A 20,981-nucleotide genomic window follows, 5' to 3' on the forward strand; every position below is an offset into this window, starting at 1 on the left:
TTAATTTTTCTGTTTTTGAATGATTGACAGTAAAAAGAAACTAATTGATCCCAAACAAAAGCTAGCCATAACAGCCAGTGCAAAGCTACCTAAAATATATTGCCATACATGCTCAGAAATAGCTACAAAGCTAAATTCACTGATTAAAATATGCTGACTTCCATTGGGAACCATATAGTAGCCTAATTGAAGGGATGTATAGACGATGAGTGGAATCATAGGTGGTATACTGACGTTTGAAAAAGCAAAGGCCAATACTTTGTTTAATCGGAAGGTAATCGCTAAAAAGATAGCGAGAAAAGAATGCAAGCCCCAGAGTGGGGAAAGCCCAATGAAGGTTCCCAATCCGATGGACAATGCCTTAACAGAGGCCGTATCTTGACTACCAAGAATATCTTGCGCTATAAACGCTTTAAAACTTTTTTTTTTAAAACTGCGCAGAAAGTTTCTTGGAATGATATATAGCAATAAGATACAGACCAATACAGTATTTAGTATACTGATACGGGTAAAATCTCTAAAAGGGCGAAAATGGGAAACGCGTTCCTGGTTATCGTATAATACTTGTATGGGAACATTTTTCACCTCAACCTCATTCCAAGCGGCTCGGACGATAACTTCTATTTCAAATTCGAACTTTCGCGTATAAAATCTTTTTGAAAGCTTGTTTAGTGGATACAAACGATAACCTGATTGTGTATCTGAAAGGGATATTCCTGTTTCAAACCAAAACCAAAAGTTGGAAAACGCATTGCCAAAACTACTTTTTTTAGGAATGCCCTCTTGATTCATATTTCTAGAACCAATCAACAGCAATTCTTTATTTTTTGCTTGTTCTAAGGCATCGATAAATACAGGAATATCTGAGGGGTAGTGTTGCCCATCAGAATCAATGGAAATGACGTAGGAGAATCCTGCTTTTTTAGCTACTTCAAACCCTTTTCTCAGCGCATTTCCTTTCCCTCGGTTTACAGGAAGGTCAACGATAGTGATTAGATCCTTGTACGCTTGCAAGATAATAGGCGTTTGATCTGTAGAACCGTCATTTACAACAATAACATCCTTTGAAAAATCCAACACGCCATCCAAAACACGTTTTAAGGTGTTCTGGTTATTGTAGGTAGGAATCAGTATACAAATACCCCATTCCTTTAGTTTCGAACTATAAGTATCAACGTTTGCTGTTGTCATTATCACGCCTATTAAAGCAATTTATTCCGTTCTTCTGCAGTGAAAGCTTTTGATTGTTCAGCATAGGTTTTAATCCATTTTTTTACTGCTGTCGATTGTTGGTCGTACTGTTTAATAATCAGCTTTTTATCGCTGTCAATATTTTTGTAATAGCCGACAATTTTAGGGGTGTTTTCTTGGATAATTAAGCGAACGAGTCTAAATTCTACATTGGTAGGTTCTCTTTCGATTGCCGCTTCAATGAGTAAAGCACCTTCCTTAACGAGCTCTTTTTTTACTTTAATTTTCTTTTCGAATTTAGCCAAGGTAACCAAGGCCGCCCCTTTGTATAAGGAGGCAGATTCGTCCGTCGTTTTGATTGTCAAAACTTTTTCATAAAAAGCTTGTGCTTGCTCAGCAGACAAGCTCGCTTGTTGAAAGCTTTTGCTCAAATCTGTTGTCGACACTTGAAAAAAGCTAATAAAACTGAATATACAAACCAACGCTGCCTTCATCTTTTTCCTATTTTTGGGTATATACACTACTCATTTTCAACGCAATGCTATCTTGAAAACTAATACTACTTTTGACCTTTATCAACTCTTCTTTCTCCTCTATTGCAAAATTTACCAGAAGGGTTTGATCCACTTGTGGATTGATCAACGTCATAAATTTCACATTAGATACTTGTTGCATCAAAAGCGTCTTGTTTGTTGTTGTTTCAACTAATTCTTTGATGATTTGTATCATACAAACACCAGGCATCACAGGATTGTCGGGAAAATGTCCATCAAAAACAACATGATCCTTATTTAGCTCTATGGTTGCTTGAAAATCCGTTTCCACACTTTGAATTGAAACTACACGATAAAAATCCTTTATCAACATAAAATATCCGATTGCGTTTTTAATTTCACAAAACTAATTAAAAATTACATATAGTTATGGAAAAACCGTCTGTAATGATGCCAATGGCTTTAACATTATAATTTAGAAACAAAAAAGCCCTCTTTTTGTATAGAAAGAGAGCTTTTAAAAATTTGTACACTTAGAAAGTATAGGTCAGGCCGATTTGAAAACTGGAGTTAAAACTATCATCATTATACCAATAATCAGAGTAGAACCAATAGTCTTTATCCACAACGCGCACAACTCCTTGTCTCCATCTTGCTTCGATACCCAAGTGATCTGTTACTTGATACCCTACACCTAAGTTCAAAGTCAAATCGCCATAAAACTCTGTTTTACTTTTTCCTTCAGTCATAATCGCAAAACCCGGTCCAACGTGTACGTTGAAATCTTTAAAGCTAAATTTGTTGATCACGTTGATATCAATATAGGATAGATTAATATCTTCGGATACGGATTGATAAGGTTCATTGTACCCATTGCCTCTTTTGACGTATTGCAAATTGGCATTTTTAGCACCTTGGCGGGTATAGTTTAATTCAGGTTGTAAGGTGTAAAAACTAACTAATTTAATTGGAAATTGTAGCCCAACATAGAAATCAGCTTTGTAATCCGCTTCTGCATTCGTAATGGTAGATAAACTCAACCCTCCGCGAACTCCGGGTGTAAATTTCTTTTGTGCATATGTACCATTGGCAATTCCCAAGGTGATACAGGTAATGAATAGTAATTTTTTAATCATAATTTATAAGGTATTGGTTATTTTGATGGATGATTGTAAGAATAGGTTAACCCAAGTGGGACACGTCTACGCTGAATATGTTTTGTTTCTATACAGGAGTAGCGAATTGCAACATTAGTCTTCTGTTAAACTAGGCTCTAAAGGATTTAATCGAATGACTAAAGGAAAATTTTGATGTGTTATCTCTAGCGTTTCTCCTCCTTTTGCATAGGTAAAAATAATTTTTGGTTTGCTTGCACTTGCCGCAATGACTTCCGTTACTTCCTCTTGTTGATTGACTACAACAAAGGTTTTTTGTTTTTTGTATAGTCCCTTGTACACCGTTGTATCAGGTTGTGTGGCTTTGGCTTGTAGGGTATAATTATCTTCCACTAAATAACTAAAATCTTTAGCTAAAAAGTTGAGAATAATCTTTTTATTCAAATCAGGCATAACGTAGTTAATTGCATAAGGTTGGTCTTTATAGATGGAAAAATCAAAGAGCGTATTGCCAAAATCAGAAGTTAAAACTACGCGGTGTACTAGTTCGTCCATGCGCTTTACCACTAATAGTCCGCTGACTTCTCTTTTGGAAATTTGAATATGAGCGCGAAAAATATGTTCTTCACCAATCGTAGCAAAATATGGATTGACTACGGTAAAAGTACCTTGTACATAGTTTTCTTTACTTGAAACAGGACCGTGATAGCTCTTGCACGAAAACAACAATACGGAACATATGCTAATTAGTATATGCCTTTTCATCTAATTTAATGTTTACTTTTTTGTTGCTAAATACAATACGTGTATAATCTGCCGAAGGTTCAATCAGTTTAACTTCTGAAACGGTATTTTGTCCTTGATCAAAATACAAGACAATTTCACTGATGTATTGTGCAATTTCCTTATTCAGCGGAACTAATTTTGCAATACGTCGGTTATTATTTTTAAAATAAGTAATGGCAAACTCCTTTTCATCAAACATATTGCCACTGATACTTCCAACAATAAGCGCATTGATTTTGGCAAATTTTTTATTGTTTCCTATGTCAATTTTATTCTTTTTTCCCTGATCATTAATGGTGATTTTATTGTCCGAAAACGAAATACTATAAGCGAAAGGGCTAGTGTATTTCCAAAGTAATTTATTGGGAATACTCAACTGCATATGTCCTTTTGATTCGATTTCTTTAGACATAAAACTCATGTTTTTATACTGTGTAAAATCGGTTGAAAGGGTTTGTATATCTTTAGTAGTACTGACAACTTCTTTTTTAAAGGTATTCTTTTCATCCGTTGACATGGCTTTTTCTTGGCAGAACCCAACGAGTGTTGAACCGAATACTAAAGCGGTAAAGATTATTTTTTTCATTGTTTTTCTTCATTTAAGAACTCTACTAAATTAACCATTTTATACTTCTCTTGTTGTAGTTGTTTTAAAAGTATTTCTAACGCCTTTACAGATCGCTTACTTGTATCGTGAAGGAGCACAAGAGATTGTTCGTCTATTCGCTTGTATACGCGGTTAAAGATGGTATTTTCATCTTCAATCACAGTATCCAAGGATCGATTATTCCATCCGATCACACGGTGCTGGGTTTGGCGAATCGCTTTGGCGATATGTGGATTGGTAATGCCAAAAGGCGGACGATAAAAAGGGGTTTGAAACTGAAGAATTTGCTGCATCACAGCTGTGCATTTTTCTATTTCCGTTTTGACTTCTGCCGTGGAGAGAAAACCCATTGATTTGGGATGGGAATAGCTGTGATTGCCCAGGGTATGTCCTTCGGCAAGGATTCTTTTGGCAATGTCTGGATATTGCTCTATTTGTTTGCCAATACAAAAAAAAGTGGCTTTAGCCTGATAACGTCCTAACAAATCCAATACTTGAAGGGTATAGGGGGTAGGTCCATCATCAAAAGTAAGGGCAATAGTTTTGGGTTTGGGATTCGGGCTTTTAACAATAGTGGGGATAAAAAACCCTAACCGAATATCAAAAACACCCCAGCTATAGACACCAATAAAAAACAAAACTCCCGGAATGAGCCATGCAAGGGATAGTCCTGTATATAGGACAAAATAAAGCACGATTATGGTATAAAGTGCACTTATTCCATTGCTTATTTTTCTCCACATTGCTTTAACAAAATAAAACTATGATCTTTTCCTTGAAATTGATTGTAAAGGAGGATATACTGTACGTTTGCATCTCTTTTCATACGTTCCGCAGCTAGTAATAGCCCAAAAGACGAAGCTGTATGATGGTGACCGACATATTCTTTATAGGTGAGCATTTCCGCTTGCTTAAAGCTGTGATATATCGCTTTAAAATAATCTTGATCCACGGGTAGGTCACAACTGCCTACATACACCAGATCAATGGCCTCTTCGGTCAAGTTATTTTCTTTTAAAAAGGACGCTATACTCCTCGGATTGGTGGTATTACTGATGTGAATATCAACTAACTCGGCATAACTTGTTGCCGTGTGGTGTTGATCGAGTACAACGCATGTTGCCCCTTCACCTGTGTTAATTCCCTTTTCAAATACAATATCCTCTGTATTGACTAATTGGGCTAGTTGTTGATTGTTGATCGTCGTTTTACCCACCTCATCAATACCGCCAATTAAGGCATTTTCTATTTCTTCTGCTTTGATCTGCAATAGGCCATCAAGTAAGGCGGATTCAAAAGAACTATGTTGATGTACATAGGTAAAATTGTAGCCTTTACACCCGAAATGCAGGGCAATTTGTCCACCAACAGTATTGTGTGTAGATTGAATAAAAGAAGTAGGCGTAAGGTAACTTTCGTTATTGTCTAATAGCAGCTCTAAGAATTTTTCTGAATCAACTAAACACCCCAACCCTGTGCCTGTAATAATGGCTTGTGGCATTTGTATATGCGCTTCTTCTAAGGCTAAATGAGCGGTGTAAATACCCATTTTTACTCCTTTAGCCATTCTTCTCACCATAGCAGGAGGTATTAATTCTTTGTACGAAGGTTGATGGGCTTCATTCACTCCCTGATGGATCGTTTTAAGTGATTCTACAGTAAAATTACGCGCTTGTTCCTGAATGGATATAGAAGATACCCCGTTGATATAGACCTTTTTCATCTTTTACGCTTTAGTAAAAATAATCGTTGAACAATTGCCTCCAAATCCAAAAGAGTTAGACATAACCGCCTGGATGGGTGTATGTAAAGTTTCTTTTTGTGGAACAAGCGTTAATTCTTCCATTGGAGTTGTATGGTTCAAATTTGCAAAAACTACATTGTGTTGTAACGCTAAAATACTGTATACGGCTTCTATTGCACCAGCAGCGGCCAAGGTGTGGCCTGTGAAAGGTTTAGTAGAACTAAATACAGGAGCGGATGAACCAAAAATACGCTGAATAGCTCGTCCTTCAGACAAATCGTTATTGGGAGTAGCTGTTCCGTGGGCATTGATGTAATCAATGTCTTGCTTGTTGAGCTTTGCCATCTTCAGCGCTTTTTGCATGGCTAAAAACGCCCCTTCACCGTCCTCTGAGGAAGCAGTTTGATGATATGCATCATTAGCGTTGCCATAGCCTGCAACAATACCTAAAATTGCTTGATTGCGCGCAAGCGCTATATCTTCTCGTTCCAAAACGAGAAAAGCTGCGGCTTCTCCTAAGTTTAATCCTTTTCTATTTTGATCAAATGGCGTATTATCTGTATCTGATAAAATCATCAGACTATTAAAACCATTAATCGTAAACTTAGCTAAAGCATCGGTTCCTCCAACAATTACGCGGTCTAGTTTTCCAGCTTTAATCATACGACACCCCATCATCAGGGCGTTAGCTGCAGAGGAACATGCCGTACTAATCGTTGATACATAGCCTTGTAAACCTAAGTAATCCGCTATTTTCTCCGTTGAGTCTCCTGCTTCTTGACTGCAGACGTATTTTCGAACGCTAGGATCAGTTAGGAAAGAATGATAATACTTTTCGATAAAATCCATTCCACCTACTGAGGTAGAAGATATTAATCCTGTGCGAACAGCATTAATATCTTGTATATTGGCATGCTCTACCGCTTGTTTTGCAGCATAAGCCCCTAATAAAGCTGTTCTCGTATAGTTATTGTCTTGCGGTAGGTTTAGTTGTTTGATCAGTGCAGCAGTCGTACACTTCACTTCTCCAACCTTGATCTTGTCTTTGTGAATAGAATCGAAAAGCGTTAATGTGCCCACACCAACTTGATGCGTGCATAACGCATGGTAATTTTCTTCAACGGTTTGACCAATGGCAGAAATAATCCCCATTCCGGTAACAACTATACGATCTTGCATATTTATTTGGTTCTATTAGCTGAAATATAGGTTGCCATTGTTTCAATCGACTGAAAAATAGCTCGTCCTTCTTTTGGATCACTTAATTTGATTCCGTAATCTTTGTCCATCAATACGATCAATTCTAATGCATCAATCGAATCTAGTCCCAATCCATCGCCAAATAGGGGATCTGTATCTTGAATATCGTTGATTTCGATATCCTCAAGATTTAAAACGTCAATAATTTTTGTTTTTAATTCTGTTTTTAAATTTTCCATTTCAATTAAAATAAATGCTTAATACTTTCTATTGTATGTGGTACTTGACCCCGATTTTCAACGGAATACAAGACCAATTGATATTCTCCTTCTAAATAATCTACCCAACCGCATATTACTTTTGATGCGCGATTCGACATCAACGCATAGTTCGTGTAGTTGAGCATCAGTGCTGCGTCATATGCTGGTGAAACAAAAAAGGCATTTTCCCCTTGTAAACGGTGTCTGATGCTTATTTCTGCTAAGCAAATGTTCGCTAAGGTATACACAAATACAGCTGGACTTGGGTAGCAGGCTTCCGCCTCTGCTATAGATGCGCTATGTTTCAGATCCGTATCTAAACTCGAGGTTGAATTGCTCAAAAAAAGAGCAGTATCGCGTATAGGTTGAGCTGAAGTTGCAGGTGTTAGTAGCAATTCTGCACCAATAAAAGCCAATTTACTCAGCATATCCATTTTAAAAAACTTGGGATACTCCAATTGTTTTTCTTTGTAGATGCGCTTTAAAAACAAAGCTAAATCCTTTGTTTCTTCCGCATTAGCCGTGAAAACACTACTGTCATTTACACGTACTTCCCCCGCCTTGATTGTGCAATAATCCGCAATATAAAAAGTTTGTTTCCTCATCTTGTACTTACTTTTTACTTAGTATTAATGCTGTGTTTGATCCTCCAAAGCCCGAAGCGGTTTTCAACCCAATCTGCAGGGATTTGACCTCCGTTGCTGTTGTAATATTAAGTTCTCTTGATACACCTAGTTTCGTAAATCCTTTGGATACAATTAATTCATTATGTCTCATGCTTTGCATAAGCATCACGAGTTCTAGTAGTCCGGCAGCTCCAAGAGTATGTCCGAAATAACCTTTTTGACTGTGGATGGGCGTTTGAGCCAATCCCAATCGATCGAAGGCGATTGCTTCCATTTCGTCATTGTAGGCCGTAGCTGTACCATGTGCACAAATACAGTCGATTTGTGCTGTTGTGAGTTGAGCTTCTTGTAAAGCTTCTTGTATACTTAAAAATAGACCTTCACCCGTACGTGATGGACCTGAAATATGATTAGCATCTGCGATAGACGCTTCGCCTACCACCTCAAAGGAGGTTCCCTCAACGGATTTAGTGCTGAGGTAAACCGCTGCAGCAGCTTCCCCTAAACTGACTCCTTTTCGATTGAGATCAAAAGGAGTACAAGGTTCCTTGCTCATCGCTTGAAAACTGTTGAAACCTGAAACAACAAAAGCAGTTAATTCATCTCCAGCTACGACATAAGCCTCATCAAACTGTTCCATTTGAATCAATCGCTTGGCAACAGAAACAGCTAAAATACCCGAAACACAGGCATTGCATACCACAACAGCAGGTGTGGTAAAACCAAAAAAATCCGCAATGCGTTGCACAGATCGATTCATATCGGCCTCTTCTAAATTACCGGTTGCTAAAGCTGCTATATTTCCCTTCGTTGTAGAAACAACCAAGGCTGTTTTTGCCGTAATTTTTCCTTGATCAACAAGGGGATGAAGTGTGCTTATAAGCAGGCGTTCAAAACGTGTAAAGCTCGAATCCCCTTCAATACTATGCTGAAGTTGTTCATCGATCCATGCATCGTCGATTTGGCCACCATAACAAGCTGAAATAAATCCAAGTTGATCTATTTTTTTTATGCCTGACTTTTGTGCTTGTATGGCTTTCCAATTGTACTGTTGACCAAATCCAATTGAACTGAAACACTCTGCTTTGTTGATGTAAACCTTTCTCATTCTTTTGTCAATCCTAATTTTGCTTTCCACTCTTCATAGAAAGGGGGTATAGCTAACGAAAGATTATTGGCTTTATCGAGGAAAACTTGTGTTGTTTCTCCAGTACAAACCACTTGATCTTGTTCATTTACTATTTTATATCTAAATATAATTTTAGCAGCGGGACTTGCGATATAGGTTGCTCGAATACGAATAACATCTCCGTATTTCAAGGTTAACTTATGAGCGCAAGCGGAGGCTACAATAGGCGTAACATATCCTGCTTCTAGCATGTCTAAGTAAGAGATACCATAGGTTCGTCCAAAGGCCTCTCTAGCATCTTCAAAATACACTAAATAGTTGCCATGCCAGACGATTCCTAGCGCATCTGTTTCGTTGAATCGAACTCGGGTTTCAACTTCAACAGTGAGTTCGGAAACTTCTCTATAAAGATCTTTTTTTCTTATCATAAAACAACGCTATTGAGATCATTACTAATGCAAACAAAAGTAGCAAAATAATCTCAGTTCTAATTTCCCATAAACTGCCTTGTCGAAGCAAAAGGGCATAATACCCTTCCAATCCCCAATTCATTGGTGACAATTGAGCAACATATTGCATGAAAACTGGCATGGCAAAGGTTGGTACCCAAACCCCACTTACAGCTGCGAGTATTACGACAAAAGTTGCTCCAAAAGGAGAGGATTGTTCTTGTGTTTGTGCCACTGTACCAAAAACAACACCCAAAGATATTGCAGATAAACCAATACACAAGGTCAATACGCTCAAATTAAACAACTGATTTCCAATGGTAAACGGCAGCAATCCTAAGGAAGGAAAAACGAATTTCCCCACACCTAAAATCAGGTAAAACTGCAACAAGCAAATCACGAGATACGTTATGATTTTTCCCGCCCAAATAATTCCCATATGCGTGGGAACTGTATAGAGTCTCACTTTAGTACCCTGATTTTTTTCTTTGACTAAATTCATGGCAAAAGGCACAATAATAAAGAAAATAGCAAACAATGACCAAGCTGGGACGTTGTGTTGTACAGCGTTTGGTTTTACTTCATTGTGTAAATCAAGGGGCGATATTTCTTTAAAAGTAAAAAGCGCTTGTTGATTTAGGAGTGTACTATTAGGTTCCAAATCCAGCTGTGCAGCAAAAGCGCTATAGATAAATTTATTCTCCGTTTGAGTGACAATGCGATCAATAGCTGCCTTGATTCCCTCTTTGTAAGCAATTTGCAGGGCTGGATCGAAATATAACACTACTTCTTTTGGTGTAAAGCTCAGTTTTTCTTCTGAATGACTACCAGCTTCGTTTAACTGAAGTACTTCTTCTACATTGGTGTCAATATAATGCTGAATCTCTTGGGTCAACTGTTTGGGAATTACAATAGCCAATTGATAGTCTCCTTTGAGAACAGCATGTGCAGCGCGTTCTTCTGTTAAAGGTTCTCCACCTAAAGAAGTAAGTAATTCAAAGCTTCCCAAGGCTTTTACCTCCTCAAAAATTGCCTGAGAAACTTGATCCTGATCTTGATCAATCACCAATAATTTTACGCGATGATTGGTTATATTTTCATAGGTATTATTTTGAATCAGAGTAACCACGATAACGAGAAACACAGGCATAATAAATAAAATAGCCAAACCGCCTAAATCCCTTGACAGCAGTTTTACCTCTTTGCGGATGGTCATCAGTAATTTATACATTGTCCTTCAAATTTATACCCGTTAGTTGCAAAAAAGCCTCTTCTAAGTTTGTTGTTTTCGTTTGGTTGATCAGATCTTCACTACTGCCCAGAGCAAATATTTTTCCTTGATTAATAATCGCGATAGAGGTACACAATTGCTGTACTTCATGCAAGTGATGTGAGGTGTAAATAATCGTTGTTCCTTTGGCGTTGAGTTCTTTGAGAAAAGAGACAATCAACAGTCTAGATTGTAAATCAACTCCTACCGTTGGTTCATCAAGGAAGAGAATGCTAGGGTCGTGTAAAATACCTGCGATGAGATTTACGCGTCGTTTCATTCCGCCAGAAAAGGTATCCAATTTTTTATGAGTAAACGCCTCTAGGCCTAAATAGTTGAGGTAGTATTGTATTTTTTGTTTGAGTTCTCTTCCCTTTAATCCGTACATACTACCTAAGAATTCGAGGTTTTCATAAGCCGAAAGTGTAGGGTAGAGGGCGTATTCTTGAGGGACAACCCCGATGATACGCTTAATTGCTCTTTCATTGTGTTGGTAGGTTTTCCCCTCAATGCTCAAAAGGCCTGATGTTGGTTTAACCAATCCGTAAAGCATGGATAACAACGTTGTTTTACCAGCGCCATTTGGTCCTAATACGCCAATAAAATCTCCTTTGTTAATTTGCAAAGAGACATCTTCAATAGAAAAGAAGTTTGCTCCTTCATATTGTTTGTATAGCTTTTGTATGTCGATAATAGCCGTTTTCATTAGAGGGCTTTTTTAAGCTTTTTAAAGAATTGTTCTTCCCGATCAGCCAAAGCATTCAGTTCTTCGGACAAGCTGAGGTATACATCCTCTCCATTTTTGCGTTTTTTATACACTCGAGCTGCATTTACGGCAAAATCTCTCCACGCATCACCGATTGCTGTCATTTCAATTGCAAACTCGTTTAAAAAGGGTTTATTTAACTTTTTGGATGCCTCTTGTAAAAAAGCGGCGTAAATAAAGCGAAATCCACCGCCTCCTGTTCCAATTTCTTCCTGCATGCGCACCATTTGTGCCAAAAAGTGATTGGCTTTGGGCACACCGTGTTTCTTTGGCCATTTGACAATGGCTTTGGCCACCATCCGCATCCCACGCACGCCTACTATAGGAACAGGAGCCAGCATATCATTGCACGTTTTTTTTATCGCTTTGACAATCGCCTTTTCCCAATCAATCTGTTGAGGGATGGAAACAGGATAATAGATTTGCCCTTTAGGCGCAAATGCTCCTTGGGCAAATCGCACTTTTTCCAATTCACTAGGAGTTAATTCTGTCGGTGTAGCCATCACGGGATCACTAACCAAAAAATTACTTCCCGTTTTGCCGTAAACAACCAAATTGTGGGCATTAAAATGAAAGCGATACTCTGCTGGAAAATAGGGTAGATGATACACCCCCACTTGAAGTCCACACGGAATTCCCTGTGCAATTTTAACTTCTAATTCCTGTTGTGCTTTCTGTTTATCGGTAAACTTGATGCGTTTTACTTTTAATCCTAAGCGCTTGGCTAAACGGTTAAAAATTAACCCAGGCATAGGCCTATAGCTAATTGCTGGAGCGTGATTTACTTTGACAAAAGGCAAGTAAACAAAAAACAAACCAGAACCAAGTCCAAAAGCCATCGGTTCGCTAATTTGGATCCCTTGATTGCTCAATAAATTTGATGCTACCCCATTTTCGCAATGCGCAGCCTGTTTGTGTACAAAATCTATCTTCATCTTATTTGCCGCTAAATGACTTCAACTCTTCTACGGAAATGTCAAAGGCATTTGCATATTTTTGTAGTACAGATGTACTTAATTTTTTAAATATTTCAGGTTTAAAATGTCGTTTTACACGCCATCTCCAAAGGGATACATAAGCACTTAATGTAGGTAAATCCATGCGGTTCACTTCCATAAAATAGACGATTGGACTAACTACTCCACCCGCTACTTGTTCTTTTGCTTCTTGCACTCGGGTGTTAATGCCCTCTAAAGTCGCTTCTTGAACAATGGTTTTAGTTTCCCAACCTGAACTAAGTGCAGTAACATACTCGCCTTTTTCATTAACTGCATAGCACAGTTCACGAATGTCGTTTTCCTGTAAACTGCTTTTATCTTGTGGCACTTCAGATTCTTTCATTGCTTATTGTTTTTGTAAGAATAGGTTAACTTCAGCTTTTAACACAAGTTTGTCTTCTGTATGCGTGGTAACCTCAATTAAACAGATCGAAAAATCATCTCCATCGAGTCGAGAAATTAACTTTCCCTCTGTTAAGAGCACTTCATCTACCCGAGGTAAATCAAGTATTTCCACCTTTTTCATGGTACTAATAAATCCCAATACTTGTACGTTTTGACGTTCTTGATGATTTTCGTCAAAAAAAAAGGTTTGTCCAACAATAGCGGAACACGTTTGGGCAGCATTTTCCATCAGCCCAACTTCACAAAGTAACTTATCTGTTACAAAAATATTGTCTTCTTTTATATCAAATCGCGTAGCAACACTATCCGCCGTAATAGTTGTAATAATATCCACCATCAGCATTGGATCGCGGTGCGGTAAATAATTTTGTATTTCGATTACTTTCGTATTCACCATAAGATATTAAGATTTTGCAAGGACTGTTTTCATCTGTCCTGTTGCTATTGTGATATCCTTACACATTGTGGTCAACTCTACTAGAGTTACGCCCATAAATTCATGTAAAATTTGTGCTCTAGTAATCAGTTGATCGCCAACTTTCGGCAGTTGAGCAATGTCAATTTTTTTTATGGATCCAATATAACCAGTTGGCGCAGCTATATCTTTCAAATAATAAGCATAACCAGTATGCAAAGCTACAGCCTGTGCCATATGTTCAATAATTCCTGATTCTTGTAATCGATCATTGGATACGCAAATATTATGGCCAACGATTGACAAGCCTGCTTCAATAAAATCAGCTCCAAATTGATAAAGCGCATCCACCATAACTAGGGGTGGACGTTGTGGAATTAATGTTCCAACCAATTCTCTTGCAATTAATTCTCTTTTCTCCATGACTAAATTACTTTTAAATAAGCATATGCATATGAAAATCGTCCGCTTTCTGGAACAGATAATAGAATGCGATCGCCTGATTTTAATTGACCGGAATTCATCAACTCTTCAAACATCAAATAGATTGAAGCAGACCCTACATTACCGACGTGTTTGAGATTCATAAACCATTTGTCTTTGGGAATTTCCATTCCTGCTTCGGCAAATTTGGTATACAATCCCTCCACAAAGTAATGGGAGGAGACGTGAGGTAAAAAATAATCGATTTCCTCTACTGTGATTTTATTTTTCTCCAAGGCAGCTTTCATGCTTTCAACCCCTTTTTCTAAAATATGTTCATTTAATATTTTCACATCTTGTTTCAAAGAGAATACCGATTGCGTCAACCATTCCGCTGCATCATAGTCGCTCCACGGTTTAATACTACCATCGGCTAATTTATCTCCGCCAGCATACATACACGCCTCTAGTTCAAAGGCATACGAGTAGTAATCCATCCATAAAATTTCGACTGATCTTTCGCCTCTTGGTTGGCTTTCTAATAAAAAAGCACCACATCCATCCGATAGCATCCAACGCAGAAAATCCTTTTTAAAAGCGATAATAGGGGTTTGTTCCAGCGCTTTTAAATTAGCTACTTCACCTTCAAACTTCTCTGATTTCATCCAGGTCGATACCCGTTCAGATCCCGTGCAAACTGCATTAGCAGCCGTACCCGCTTTGATAGATAAAAATCCAAATTTTAGCGCATTCATTCCCGAACAACACACGCCAGAAGAGGAATTTAATTCCAGAGATTTTGTCTGCATTAGTCCGTGCACCATAGCGGCATGTGATGGCAATAAACTATCTGGTGTGGATGTTCCACAAGAGAGTACGTCAATTTGAGCTAAGGTAAATTGAGAATCACACAAACCTTGAATAGCTTCAAAAGTTAGCTGTGCATTAGTATGCGTTACTTTTCCTTGCTTGGTCATTGCATAATAGCGGGTCTGAATTCCGTTGTTTCTCAACACAATTCGACGTGCTTTAGAGGCTTGTTGGTCAATCTTACCTAATACTTCTTCCATTTCATCATTAGAAATTGGCATATTCGGTAAACATTTTGCGGCTCTTGTTATAAAAACTCTTCCCATACCTTTACTTTATTCCTTGAAAATACACTTTATCTCGTTGAATTTTCTTGTATTTAAACGGGTACAAAAGGAGGTGGATCAAATGTACAATTGGCGAAATAAACCAAATGGCTATAAACAAATAGACATTGAAACACTTCAACAAAAAAGGTCTTCGCTTGGGGCTACTTTTCAAAATCAATGTAGACCATATGCCAAAAAGTCGATTGGCTTTTCGATCCATTGAAACCAAAAAATGGCGTACCTCTACGGCATTTTGCTGAATGAGCTCTTTTTGTAATCCCTGATAATTAGTACTATATAAATATTTTATTATTGTATCTCCAAATCTCTTACTAGCCAAAATCTCTGCTGTTGAAATCCCTGGCTTTGGCAATAGACCAAATACCTTTCGCTGTTTTCCAGAAAACATCCAATCCACTATGGTAATCACGCTAACTAAGTTAATTGTTCTATCCACAAGGGCAATATTACCAACTAGTATACCATTAATGCTTTGAATCTGTTTTTTTATTTTTTCTTGTGCCATAATCCACATATTCCTGCTACCACTAACCGTTATAATAGGGGTTTGGGCTAATAGCTTTTTTGCATAGCTACTTTTTACAAAGGAATTTATGGGGATAGAAGGCGTTAAATACCACACTTGATAGCCGAGTATAACTAAATCGTATTTCTTGTCTAAAATCGCCTGAGAAGGCGGTAGTATAGGTTGTTCTATTTGTCGGAATGATTCAGGAAAGACATCAAAGAAATCCTCTTTCTTCCAAGGAAAAGCATAGGGCTGTTCCATTTCTATTTCATACCAGGTTATTTCAATTGCTTCGTCTTTGGTTAACGAATCTACCAATTGATCTAATACCCGCTTTAATTGTCCTGACTGACTATAGTAAATGACTAATACACGCTTCATCTTCTTTATTATTTAGTAGAGATGGGTTTTTCCCAAAAATCATAATAATTAAACCATTGTAAGGGGTATTTTTTTACGATTTGCTCTACACTAGTACAATACGAATGGAGCAGGTGTTGGGCATCGCGATGTTTTACTTCAGCCCGTCTTGTGTACAAATGATAGTGTAAATTACACTCTTTCATTACATATACATAGGCAACAGGTACTTTCATACGTGAAGCTATACTGAAGGGACCAGCAGGAAATAGCGCTGCCTCCCCTAAGAATTCTTGTTGTAGGGTTTTATTAGCAGGAAAAAAACGATCCCCTGTAAAACAAATAATTTCATTGTTGGACAGACAGGTATTAATTTCAAAAATATGAGACATATCCTCTTTCACAACAATAAAATTCAGCTTTGTTTTAATGGATATTTGATCGAAATACGCTTTGATAAAACTGTGTTCACGATCTGTTGTTACTAAATTAATTTGGCAGTCAAAATCAATGTCTGCAAAGAAGTACTCCGCTACTTCAAAATTGCCAACATGCGCACTAATTAATATAGCTCCTTTTTTCTCTGCTAGTAATTCTTTTAGAATGTCGATTCCGTCAAAATCATACGTAAAGCGATTTCTCAAACCAATTGAAATAGCCGTTTTATCGATGAGCACTTGACCAAATCTAAAATAGTTGGCATACATCATGACTAGCGATTTTGCCACGCTAAATTGATGTCTGTGGTGAAAGTAATAGTAAAGAACTTTATTGGATTTCCACGCTGTGATAAAATAATAAAAAGCTACAAATATCAGAACGCTATAAGCCGTTCTGATACCGAGCTTTTTTATACATAAAACGAAAATTTTATACCCGAGTAAATTACCTTTAGATTTTCCTTGCCATTGCGCCATCGGTCATCTTACTTTTGCTTAATCTTGCGTTCAATTAAATCGTAAAAATCTTGAAAAGTAACAATAGCTGTAAAATCAGCTTCTACTAATTTAACACCAAAATTTGATTCAATTAATACCACGAGATCAACATAATCTAAGCTGTCCAAATTTAAGCTTTCTCTTAAATTATTTTCTGCTTCAATGACATCTTGATCTACTTCAAATTCTTCAATTAAAATTTGATTAATTTTCTCAAAAATCTCTTTACTATCCATCTATCAACTATATTTTTTAACAATAAGGGCGGAATTTGTACCTCCAAATCCGAAAGAATTGGACAAATATAGGTCAAATTTTTTATCTAACGTTTTTTTAACAATCTTAAGTCGACTCGAATCTTCATCTCCGATTGTGAAATTCTTATTTGGTCCGACGAAATTGTTATTCATCATCAATGTAGAATAAACAATCTCACTGGCCCCTGCCATCCAACATTCGTGCCCTGTTAGTGATTTAGTTGAGGTAACATAAGGCATACTTGCTTTAAATACTTCGTAGATTGCTTTGGCCTCATTTGCATCTCCCAAGGGAGTAGAGGTAGCATGTGCATTAATATACCCTATTTCATCCACAGCAACACCAGCATTTTCGATCGCTCTTCGCATTGCTGTAGCAGGCCCATCAACATTAGGTGTCGAAATATGTCCGCCATTAGAAGAGAAACCATATCCCAACACTTCTGCTATAATAGGTGCTCCACGCTCCATAGCTGACTCATAGCTTTCTAAAATCAACGTTGCTCCCCCACCACTAGGCACTAAACCATTGCGATTAACATCAAAGGGACGAGAAGCTTCGCTTGGGTCTACGCCTTCTTCTGCAAATACCCCCAATCCATCAAAACTAGCCATAGCAAACGGATTAATTTCTTGTGCTCCACCGCAAATAACGATATCCTGAAGTCCTCCTTTAATCATGGCAAAACCAAGTCCAACAGCATGAGATCCACTAGCACATGCCGCACTAATGGTCATATTAATTCCCCTCAATTTAAAAATCGTAGATAAATTCATCGTTACGGTCGAATTCATCGATTTAAAAATGGCACCCGAACCAATTAAGGCGGTATCCCTTTTTTCTCTAAAAATATCGGTTGCCTCAATCACCGCTTTGGATACACTATCATTACCATATAGAATTCCCACTTCGCGTTGTTCTAGGAAATCTAAGCTAATTTGTGCATTTTTCAAGGCTTCCATTGTGGCCACATAAGCGTATTCCGTTTCCTCTCCTATAGAAAGTCGCTGTCTACGATTCAAGTCAGCTTTCAAATCAGGACGTGGAACCATACCCGTATAAGCAGAACGGAATCCCATTTCATGACGTTGTTCATCGTAAATAATTCCCGATTTCCCTTCATATAAAGACGTTTTTACCTCGTCTAGATTTAGTCCTAAACAAGAGTAAATTCCCATGCCTGTGATAACAACTCTTCTTTCCATCAAACCTAATTAAGAATATATTCCACCATTGATATTAATGACTTCTCCTGTGATATAGCTCGCTTTATCTGAAGCTAGAAAACCAACCAAATCAGCTACTTCTTCTGTTTTACCAAATCGATTGGCTGGTATTAATTTTACCAATTCTGTCGCATCTAAATTAGCCGTCATATCGGTTTCAATAAACCCAGGTGCGACTGCATTAACGGTAATATTTCGCTTAGCAACTTCTTGAGCCAATGCTTTTGTAGCGCCGACAATCGCAGCCTTAGCAGCTGAATAATTCGTCTGTCCTGGCGTTCCTTTCATACCTGAAACTGATACCATATTAATAATGCGACCATATCGGTTTCTCAACATCTTTTGCATAAAGAATTGGGTTACATTATAAAATCCGTTGATACTTGTTTGCATCACAGTATTCCAATCCTCATAAGACATCCACATAAACAAACCATCTCTTGTAACCCCCGCATTATTGATAACTACCTCTACAATGGCAGTAGGATTTGTAGCTACCCATTGCGTTAATACCTCCGTTACTTCTTTATTATTACTCACATCAAAACGCAGAATTTCTCCTGTCGCTCCCATTTCCTCCACTTCGCGTAACGTTTCTAACGCCTTTTCTTCATTTGATTGATAATTGATCAAGATGTGATATTTCTTTTCTTGTGCCAATCGCAAACAAATCGCTCTACCTATTCCTCTAGATCCTCCTGTTACTATCGCGGTTTTCATTTGTGTATCTATTATTATATAATTCTATGTTTTATACCTTTTTGCTGTACATAGCTTTTCAACTACAGCCTGAAATTTTTATTTTCCTCTTCTTTTACACGGGTTATTCCACCGTTAACTCCCTAATTTACTATAGCAAGGCGAGACTAAGGCGATTTGCATTGTTAAGTGATCATAAGAATCTTACCTGTCTTCCTCTTTCTACCCAGCAATTTCTGATGAAAATGAATCTCATTGAATATACTGTGATCGAATCGTTTTTCACTCCTTGTCTATCTTTCCAACGTGTTCGTCCTTTCAAACTAGTGTTCATCGTGTATTAGCAGTAAGCTAACACTAAAAAACAATAAATGCAGGGCAAAACGAATCGCAATATTAGGCTTTTAAATAGTCTTTTATCTGTTGTAAATACGGATACAAGGCTTGATCTTCTGAGAATGTAGGAATAATTTGGCGAATTTCAGTATACCATTTTTTGGTAGATTCAGAAACGCTGTCCTTGCACTCTAAAGCATCTATTGCCTGAACTAAGGTTAGCAGTTCAATGGTCAACACCTCAAAGCTATTCTCAATTACCTTGTCACAAAGCACTGCTGCATTAGTCCCCATACTGACAATATCTTGGTTGTCGTTGTTGTTAGGTATACTGTGAATATACATAGACGTTGCTAAGGCTTGACATTCTGCTGTTGTTGAAGTAGCCGTAAATTGTGCGCCTTGCATACCAAAGTTAAAGCCTAGTTTTCCGAGATTGGCAAATGGGGGTAACAATTCATTAATCTTCGCATTGAGCAAATAATTTAGCTGACGTTCAGCTAACATGGTCAGCCGTGTAACAACCAATTTCAGTTTATCCATTTCCAACGAAATATAATCGCCATGAAAATTTCCTCCATGGTATACCTGCTGACTCTTAACATCTATAATTGGATTGTCATTGGCAGAATTCATTTCATTTTCCAATACTTTTCCAACGGCTTGAATCGTATCATACACAGGACCTAAAATTTGAGGAATACAGCGAATAGAATAGTACTCTTGTACTTTATCTTTGAATATATCCTCCTGATTTGTTCCCGAATATAAATGTTCTTCTCTTTTCTTAATTCGTTGACTATCTTTTAAATATTGACGCATTTGGGCAGCAATATGGCGTTGACCTTCGTGTAATTTAGCTTCGTTTAAGGCTTCAGACAAATGATCATCATAAGCAGCAACCAACTCATTAATGGCACAGGCAATTTTTACAGACCAATCCAACAGTTTTGTCGCATTATTCCAATTGAGAATACCAATACCGGTCATCACAGAAGTTCCATTCATCAAAGAAATACCTTCGCGAATACTAATACGCATAGGCGTAATATTTTCAAGTTTAAACACTTCTTTTGTGCTTCTTCTTTCTCCTTGATAAAAAACTTCTCCTTCTCCGATTAATACCAAGGCTAAATGAGCCAATTGAACCAAGTCACCACTTGCGCCCACTCCACCATGTGCGAAAATAAGTGGCGTTATTTGTTTGTTCAACAGGGTTTTCATCAACTCAATAACCTCCAAATTAATACCAGAATATCCTAGAGATAGCGAGTTTAAACGCGCTAAAATCGCAGCGCGAACTTGTGCAATACTCAAAGGATTACCTAGGCCAGAAGCGTGACTGCGAATTAAATTATACTGTAAAGCAACACATTCTTCATCTTTAATGCGATATTGAGCCATTGGTCCAAAGCCAGTATTTACGCCATAAATTACTTTATTTTTAGCATACTCACTTAAAAAATTAAAACTCGTCTCAACTCGCTCTTTAAGCGCTGGATCTAAGACTAATTCGTGTTCTGCCTTTAGATATTGTACGAAATTTTCTAAAGATAAGAAGCCATTCAACGTGTTCATTAACTTGGTATATTAGTTATATTTGTATTCAAATTTAGTC

The 20,981-nt window shown here is 37.6% G+C and carries 26 protein-coding genes; all 26 read right to left on the reverse strand.

Features of this window, described 5'->3' with window-relative positions; genetic code table 11:
- Positions 1-1,191, reverse strand: a complete 1,191-nt coding sequence (locus tag HX062_RS04415; protein WP_286466549.1) for a DUF2062 domain-containing protein — start codon at positions 1,189-1,191, stop codon at positions 1-3.
- Positions 1,192-1,202: 11 nt separating this feature from the next.
- Positions 1,203-1,685: a hypothetical protein gene (locus HX062_RS04420; RefSeq protein ID WP_182626055.1), complete on the reverse strand. Its 483-nt coding sequence runs from the start codon at positions 1,683-1,685 to the stop codon at positions 1,203-1,205.
- A 7-nt stretch (positions 1,686-1,692) separates the two neighbouring features.
- Positions 1,693-2,058, reverse strand: a complete 366-nt coding sequence (locus tag HX062_RS04425; RefSeq protein WP_182626054.1) for an ApeI family dehydratase — start codon at positions 2,056-2,058, stop codon at positions 1,693-1,695.
- Between the two features lie 160 nt (positions 2,059-2,218).
- Positions 2,219-2,821: an outer membrane beta-barrel protein gene (locus tag HX062_RS04430; protein ID WP_286466550.1), complete on the reverse strand. Its 603-nt coding sequence runs from the start codon at positions 2,819-2,821 to the stop codon at positions 2,219-2,221.
- Between the two features lie 114 nt (positions 2,822-2,935).
- On the reverse strand, positions 2,936-3,565 hold the full coding sequence (lolB2, locus tag HX062_RS04435; protein ID WP_286466551.1) for a flexirubin biosynthesis protein LolB2: 630 nt from the start codon (positions 3,563-3,565) through the stop codon (positions 2,936-2,938).
- Complete coding sequence (gene lolA2, locus HX062_RS04440; RefSeq protein WP_182626051.1) at positions 3,543-4,172, reverse strand: flexirubin biosynthesis/transport protein LolA2; 630 nt, start codon at positions 4,170-4,172, stop codon at positions 3,543-3,545. The genes lolB2 and lolA2 overlap by 23 nt, the downstream gene beginning before the upstream one ends.
- On the reverse strand, positions 4,169-4,936 hold the full coding sequence (locus HX062_RS04445) for a polysaccharide deacetylase family protein (protein WP_286466552.1): 768 nt from the start codon (positions 4,934-4,936) through the stop codon (positions 4,169-4,171). Before HX062_RS04445 ends, lolA2 begins: the two co-directional genes overlap by 4 nt.
- Positions 4,921-5,916 carry a beta-ketoacyl synthase N-terminal-like domain-containing protein gene (locus HX062_RS04450; protein WP_286466554.1) on the reverse strand — a complete coding sequence of 332 codons (996 nt, stop codon included), beginning with the start codon at positions 5,914-5,916 and terminating at the stop codon, positions 4,921-4,923. The genes HX062_RS04445 and HX062_RS04450 overlap by 16 nt, the downstream gene beginning before the upstream one ends.
- Before the next feature lie 3 nt (positions 5,917-5,919).
- Positions 5,920-7,116, reverse strand: coding sequence for a beta-ketoacyl-[acyl-carrier-protein] synthase family protein (locus HX062_RS04455; protein WP_286466555.1), 1,197 nt, complete (start codon positions 7,114-7,116; stop codon positions 5,920-5,922).
- Between the two features lie 2 nt (positions 7,117-7,118).
- Positions 7,119-7,376 (reverse strand): phosphopantetheine-binding protein, encoded by a 258-nt coding sequence (locus HX062_RS04460; protein WP_182626047.1) that lies wholly within the window; start codon positions 7,374-7,376, stop codon positions 7,119-7,121.
- A 5-nt stretch (positions 7,377-7,381) separates the two neighbouring features.
- Positions 7,382-8,002, reverse strand: coding sequence for a 3-oxoacyl-ACP synthase (locus HX062_RS04465; protein ID WP_286466556.1), 621 nt, complete (start codon positions 8,000-8,002; stop codon positions 7,382-7,384).
- A 7-nt stretch (positions 8,003-8,009) separates the two neighbouring features.
- On the reverse strand, positions 8,010-9,131 hold the full coding sequence (locus HX062_RS04470) for a beta-ketoacyl-[acyl-carrier-protein] synthase family protein (RefSeq protein ID WP_286466557.1): 1,122 nt from the start codon (positions 9,129-9,131) through the stop codon (positions 8,010-8,012).
- Positions 9,128-9,580 carry an acyl-CoA thioesterase gene (locus HX062_RS04475; RefSeq protein ID WP_182626044.1) on the reverse strand — a complete coding sequence of 151 codons (453 nt, stop codon included), beginning with the start codon at positions 9,578-9,580 and terminating at the stop codon, positions 9,128-9,130. The genes HX062_RS04470 and HX062_RS04475 overlap by 4 nt, the downstream gene beginning before the upstream one ends.
- Entirely contained in the window at positions 9,555-10,832 is a 1,278-nt protein-coding gene (locus tag HX062_RS04480) for an ABC transporter permease (protein ID WP_286466558.1), read from the reverse strand. Before HX062_RS04480 ends, HX062_RS04475 begins: the two co-directional genes overlap by 26 nt.
- Entirely contained in the window at positions 10,825-11,577 is a 753-nt protein-coding gene (locus tag HX062_RS04485; RefSeq protein WP_182626042.1) for an ABC transporter ATP-binding protein, read from the reverse strand. The genes HX062_RS04480 and HX062_RS04485 overlap by 8 nt, the downstream gene beginning before the upstream one ends.
- Positions 11,577-12,572 carry a BtrH-related acyltransferase DarH gene (gene darH, locus HX062_RS04490; RefSeq protein ID WP_182626041.1) on the reverse strand — a complete coding sequence of 332 codons (996 nt, stop codon included), beginning with the start codon at positions 12,570-12,572 and terminating at the stop codon, positions 11,577-11,579. The genes HX062_RS04485 and darH overlap by 1 nt, the downstream gene beginning before the upstream one ends.
- Position 12,573: 1 nt before the next feature.
- A complete protein-coding gene (gene DarG, locus HX062_RS04495; RefSeq protein ID WP_286466559.1) occupies positions 12,574-12,978 on the reverse strand; it encodes a flexirubin biosynthesis protein DarG in 405 nt (134 codons plus the stop codon).
- Between the two features lie 3 nt (positions 12,979-12,981).
- Positions 12,982-13,437, reverse strand: coding sequence for a hotdog family protein (locus tag HX062_RS04500; RefSeq protein ID WP_182626039.1), 456 nt, complete (start codon positions 13,435-13,437; stop codon positions 12,982-12,984).
- 6 nt (positions 13,438-13,443) lie between these two features.
- Positions 13,444-13,878 carry a hotdog family protein gene (locus HX062_RS04505; RefSeq protein WP_182626038.1) on the reverse strand — a complete coding sequence of 145 codons (435 nt, stop codon included), beginning with the start codon at positions 13,876-13,878 and terminating at the stop codon, positions 13,444-13,446.
- Between the two features lie 2 nt (positions 13,879-13,880).
- Positions 13,881-15,014 carry a dialkylresorcinol biosynthesis protein DarB gene (darB, locus tag HX062_RS04510; protein WP_286466560.1) on the reverse strand — a complete coding sequence of 378 codons (1,134 nt, stop codon included), beginning with the start codon at positions 15,012-15,014 and terminating at the stop codon, positions 13,881-13,883.
- Between the two features lie 4 nt (positions 15,015-15,018).
- Complete coding sequence (locus HX062_RS04515; protein WP_286466561.1) at positions 15,019-15,927, reverse strand: flavodoxin; 909 nt, start codon at positions 15,925-15,927, stop codon at positions 15,019-15,021.
- An 8-nt stretch (positions 15,928-15,935) separates the two neighbouring features.
- The gene (locus HX062_RS04520; protein ID WP_182626035.1) at positions 15,936-16,823 is read right to left on the reverse strand and encodes a lysophospholipid acyltransferase family protein; all 888 of its coding nucleotides are present in this window, start codon (positions 16,821-16,823) and stop codon (positions 15,936-15,938) included.
- A gap of 8 nt (positions 16,824-16,831) precedes the next feature.
- On the reverse strand, positions 16,832-17,080 hold the full coding sequence (locus HX062_RS04525) for an acyl carrier protein (RefSeq protein ID WP_182626034.1): 249 nt from the start codon (positions 17,078-17,080) through the stop codon (positions 16,832-16,834).
- 3 nt (positions 17,081-17,083) lie between these two features.
- A complete protein-coding gene (locus tag HX062_RS04530; RefSeq protein ID WP_182626033.1) occupies positions 17,084-18,307 on the reverse strand; it encodes a beta-ketoacyl-[acyl-carrier-protein] synthase family protein in 1,224 nt (407 codons plus the stop codon).
- 9 nt (positions 18,308-18,316) lie between these two features.
- Complete coding sequence (flxB, locus tag HX062_RS04535; protein WP_286466562.1) at positions 18,317-19,048, reverse strand: flexirubin biosynthesis SDR family reductase FlxB; 732 nt, start codon at positions 19,046-19,048, stop codon at positions 18,317-18,319.
- Between the two features lie 375 nt (positions 19,049-19,423).
- Positions 19,424-20,941: a flexirubin biosynthesis tyrosine ammonia-lyase FlxA gene (gene flxA, locus HX062_RS04540; RefSeq protein WP_286466563.1), complete on the reverse strand. Its 1,518-nt coding sequence runs from the start codon at positions 20,939-20,941 to the stop codon at positions 19,424-19,426.
- Positions 20,942-20,981 lie beyond the last annotated feature (40 nt).

It is taken from the genome of Myroides sp. DF42-4-2, assembly GCF_030326445.1.
Taxonomy (GTDB): Bacteria; Bacteroidota; Bacteroidia; order Flavobacteriales; family Flavobacteriaceae; genus Flavobacterium.